The 4,786-nt window shown below is 48.7% G+C and carries 4 protein-coding genes and 1 pseudogene; all 5 read right to left on the bottom strand.

Features of this window, described 5'->3' with window-relative positions; translation table 11 throughout:
• Positions 1-372 precede the first annotated feature (372 nt).
• The 5 genes and pseudogenes from ACOJS8_RS27855 to ACOJS8_RS27835 all read right to left on the bottom strand — a co-directional run bounded on the left by ACOJS8_RS27855 (position 373) and on the right by ACOJS8_RS27835 (position 4,564).
• Positions 373-807, bottom strand: a complete 435-nt coding sequence (locus tag ACOJS8_RS27855) for a DUF6691 family protein (RefSeq protein WP_420151833.1) — start codon at positions 805-807, stop codon at positions 373-375.
• An 84-nt stretch (positions 808-891) separates the two neighbouring features.
• Positions 892-1,467 carry a YeeE/YedE family protein gene (locus ACOJS8_RS27850; protein ID WP_420151832.1) on the bottom strand — a complete coding sequence of 192 codons (576 nt, stop codon included), beginning with the start codon at positions 1,465-1,467 and terminating at the stop codon, positions 892-894.
• Between the two features lie 76 nt (positions 1,468-1,543).
• A complete protein-coding gene (locus tag ACOJS8_RS27845; RefSeq protein ID WP_420151831.1) occupies positions 1,544-2,956 on the bottom strand; it encodes an MBL fold metallo-hydrolase in 1,413 nt (470 codons plus the stop codon).
• A 90-nt stretch (positions 2,957-3,046) separates the two neighbouring features.
• Complete coding sequence (locus ACOJS8_RS27840; protein WP_420151830.1) at positions 3,047-3,850, bottom strand: sulfite exporter TauE/SafE family protein; 804 nt, start codon at positions 3,848-3,850, stop codon at positions 3,047-3,049.
• Between the two features lie 75 nt (positions 3,851-3,925).
• Positions 3,926-4,564, bottom strand: a pseudogene (locus tag ACOJS8_RS27835) (Crp/Fnr family transcriptional regulator).
• Between the last annotated feature and the right edge of the window lie 222 nt (positions 4,565-4,786).

Here is a 4,786-nt window from a genome sequence, read left to right as displayed (position 1 = left end):
TAAAACGCCCGAATTATTAATACTCCTCGTCTCAATCGGAACGATTTGTGAGAATAAATGCAACGGGATTTATTAGATAACTCCCGTTGCATTTATTCGCTTAGCAATTGATTTTAGCCAAATTTCATAAGGTCTGTGGCTGTTGCAGAGACCAGTATGCTACTTTTAAAGCTCCGTTGATCCAATTTCATTAGCTATCTTATAGCACCTATTTGACTGGTAAACCCGGCTCTCTAGCATAAACCAGACTATTGCGACAGCTACGTAGTTTATATTAAGAAACTTTTACAATCAACCTATCTTAACCGTCAGCAACGAAACTGGTAAAAAGTAGAAGCTGTAAGGTTGAGTAAATTAATGCCCGACAACTGCCTACTTTGGTAATCGTTCGCGGAAGTAACCGTACAGCCACGTACCAGCAACAGCGCTTAGCAAAGTGACACCGACGACTACAAACCCACTGCCGATCTGAGCAAACAGAGGACCTGGACAGGCTCCGGTAATGGCCCAGCCTAGGCCGAATAGCAGGCCACCGTAAATCTGTCCTTTCTGAAATTTTTTTGGTGCGATGCTAACCGTTTCGCCCTGCAAAGTTTTGATGGTAAAGCGTTTGATAAGCCATACCGAGAGCATACCAACCAGAACGGCACTACCAATCACCCCGTACATATGAAACGAATCGAGACGGAACATCTCCTGAATACGAAACCAGGATATTATTTCTGCCTTGACGAAGACAACGCCGAAGGCTATGCCAACAACCATGTATGTCAAGTTAGCCCATCCACTATCGGACTTGGCTTTCATAACTGACCGTTCGCACACGGTTGTCGATCTATCGGAAAAATGACTCTTTTTTGTTGATTCTGCTTGCATAACGCTGTGGGTCGTTTAGTTAACAAGTTTGAAAATCAGGGGTAGTAGCAGATGCGTCATCATAAAGCCGCCAACCATGAAGCTGATGGTGGCTACTAAAGACGGCCATTGCAGGTTCGATAAGCCCATAATCGCATGGCCTGATGTGCAACCGCCCGCCCAGCGGGTACCAAACCCGACCAGCAGCCCGCCGATCACAAAGAAAAATAGCCCTTTTAGCGTGAACAGGTTAGACGGGTCGAACAAATCGGCGGGCATCAGCCCCGAGAAATCCCGAATCCCAAGTCCCCGTAGTGCCGTTTCGGTAGCGGGGGCTATCGTAAATTTATTGGGATTCGATAGAAAGGAGGTGGCGATAAATCCACCAATCAGTATTCCCGCAACAAAGAATAGATTCCAGGACTCTTTCTTCCAGTCGTAGGTAAAAAAGGGAATGTTTGCTGGTAGACAGGCCGCGCAGATGTGCCGCAGTGACGAAGAAATACCGAACGACTTATTACCAATTAGCAGCAAGGCAGGCACGGTAAGGCCTATCAGCGGCCCGGCAACGTACCAGGGCCAGGGTTGACGAATTAAATCAATGAAAGTCATATGTTCGTTAGCAAAACGGGTCTTGAAAGTAAACACACTGCACAATCGTTTTGTCCGGGTAAGAGGAGTGACCTAATTACAGCACTGTTTCGGCGGGTTCAGTCACGACTGCATTTCCCTTTCCAGCCCACTCGTTCATGCTGGGCGAATAGTTCATTACGTTCGTGAAGCCGTTGCGAATCAGTAGCGAATAACCGATAGTGGCCCGGTCACCACCCTGGCAGTAAATGACGACCGGCTTTTCTTTACTGATCTCATCCAGATGCTGAGGCAGTGTGCCCACGAAAATGTTCTCGGCACCCTCGATGTGCCCGCTTTTATAGTCATAAGCACCGCGCAGATCAATCACTTGCGCATCACCGCGTTCCAGATGGGTTTTGACCGTGTCGATGTCAATGATATTGGCACGTTGCAGCTCGATGCCCAGCGTGCTTACGTCGTCAATAAACCCATAAACGTTATCCAAACCGATACGCATCAGTTTACGAGTCAGCTCGTCGATTTGCGACTCATCGGCCACCAGCATAAACGGCTCCTCATAGCTCATGAACCAGCCCATCCAGGTAGCAAAAGCATTATTGCCCTGAATGTTGAGGCTACCCGGTACAAACCCGTTGGCAAAAGCCGCCTTGTTACGCGTGTCAATCAGCTTGATCCCTTTATCCAGTGCGTCTTTGACTTCTTTGGCGGTAAGCTTCTTTTGCGAAGGCACCTGCGTGAGCAGCGGACGATCCACCTTATTTAGCTTTTTCATCGTGGCGAAGTAAGTCGGCGGTTCGGGCTGGTCAGCCAATAAATAGCTGACGAAGCCTTCAGGGTCGTATTTGTACCCAAACGCCCAGTTGCGGATTTTCTCGTAGCCAACCGTCGTACTGGGTAAGGCCCCCAAGGCTTTGCCACAGGCTGACCCCGCCCCGTGGCCCGGCCACACCTGAATGTAATCGGGTAAGGCGTCGAACTGCTGAAGTGAGGCAGACAACTGATGAGCACCGGCCTCCTGTGTGCCCCTCAGACCAGCGGCTTTCTCCAGCAGATCGGGGCGGCCAACATCGCCCACAAATACAAAGTCGCCCGTAAAGAGCATGACCGGTGCCGACGTTACGGGTTTATCGGTTAGCAGGAAACTGATACTCTCCGGCGTATGGCCCGGTGTATGAAGCACAGCCAGTGTCAGGTTACCAACCTTAAGTACGTCGCCGTTTGTCAGACCAACGTGCTCAAACGCATACTGCCAGTCGGGGCCACCTTCGTCGGATAGGTATAAGGTGGCTCCGCTCAGCGCGGCCAACTCCCGCGAACCCGACAGAAAATCAGCGTGAATATGCGTTTCGGTAATGTGCGTGATTCGAAGGCCGTTCTGTTTGGCAAGGTCCAGGTACGTATCGACGTCGCGTTTAGGATCAATGACGATCGATTCGCCCGTTTTCTGGCAACCAATCAGGTAGCTGGACTGTGCCAGCGTTTTGTCGAAAATATGTTGAAAAAACATAACGATGTGTTACTTGAGAAGTAGTAAATGAATACCCAAAGGTATCCAGTGAGTAATCAGCGATCCGTGACTTTTATCACGCAGCCCATCTTATAAAAAAACCTCCCGGCCAAGGATGTAAATACCCATGATAAGCACAAACCAGCCAAACGCTTTTTTGAGTTTTTGACTCGGTATAAACTGTGCCAGATAGGTGCCCAGCAGGATGCCCAAGACCGCCATGGCCGTGAACCTCAACAAGAATGGCCAGTCGATCGTCATGTTCGTGGTCCCCCCCCAGAAACCAGTCAGCGTGTTTGTCGCAATGATCAGCAACGATGTACCTACCGCCATTTTCATGGGTAGACGGACCAGTAGAACCAAAGCCGGTATGATTAGAAAGCCACCACCAGCGCCAACAATACCGGTCAGCAGACCTACCAGCATACCGTTAAGCGTAATAAGGGGCCAGTTGAACGTCGCTGGACCTGTCAGCGTTTGATCGGATGTTTTTTTATCCCGAATCATACTGATCGACGCAGCCAGCATCACCAGGGCAAAAATGATCATGATCGCCACAGACTTGCTCAAGGTAAATGAAGCGGTAGAAAAGATGGGGTCCGGTATAGTAGGTATCAGGTATTTCTGGGTCAGGTAGACGGCCAGAAAAGAAGGAATGGAGAATAGCAAAGCCGCCTTGTAGCTGACCTGCTGGTGCCGCATATAGTTGACTGAACCAACCAGCGACGTGGTGCCGACCACAAACAGGGAATACATAGCTGACGTGACCGGGTTGAAGCCCAGCAGGTACACCAGCACGGGGAGCGTCAAAATGCTACCACCGCCCCCAGTCAATCCCAGACTGACGCCAATAAGGATGGATGCCAGAAAACCCATTAGTTGCAGATACGTCATGCTCACTTAATTTTTAAGCGAAATACGACTCCGGCTCCAAGGACTTCCGTGATAAATGTTACAAAGGAGAAATAATTAGGCCAACATGGTTATTTTGTTACGCGTCAATTTAATGTAGCCACGCTTTTCGAGCTGCTTCAGCAGGCGAGATATAACCTCGCGGGACGTAACAAGTTCCTGCGCAATTTCTTCGTGGGTAATGGACAGTACACTACACTGGCAGTTGGTAATCTTTTTTTGTAAATAGGTTAGTAACCGCTCGTCCAGCTTGTGAAAAATAATGTCATCAATGGTTGTCAGCAGGCTATCAAACCGCTTCTGATAGGTTTGAAAAACGAATTGTTTCCAGGTCGAAAAGCGGCCCATCCACTCATCGACTTTGTCAAATGGAATCAGGATTAGTTCGGTTTCCTCCTCCACGACTGCGGTGATTTCGCTTCGTTTACTGTTCAGACAACATGTCAGCGACATCGCACAGGCATCCATCCCGCCTAGATAATAGAGTAGCGCTTCCCGCCCTTCGGAGTCAGGGCGCAGCACTTAAACCGATCCCTTGATGATAAAGGGAACTGCACGGATATACTCGCCTGGCCGAATCAGGTATGAACCGACCGCTGCCGTTTTGTACTGACCTACTTCTGCCAGCTCCTCAATAAGTTTGTACTCGAACTGATCCTTGATAATCTCGTGTAAATGATCGACTGACAGTCTCATAGGTTACCCCTTGGAAATGGTTGCGCTGCTACAACATGGTAAAACAACGTCATTGTACCAACTTATCTAGGTGTGTAACAAGTTTGAGGGTATAGATAGTTGGAATCGAACCTATTTTCTACGACCCTGCTATGGCAAACTTCGTTTTGATAGATATCTGGGTGGTCAAGCTTATCAATATACAAGTAAAAGCCTATCCATTTTGTTGTATAATCAGTATGC

Source organism: Spirosoma sp. (genome assembly GCF_048594605.1).
Lineage (GTDB): Bacteria > Bacteroidota > Bacteroidia > Cytophagales > Spirosomataceae > Spirosoma.
The sequence above is the reverse complement of the archived record's forward strand: the minus strand, read 5'-3'. Positions and strand labels throughout refer to the sequence as shown.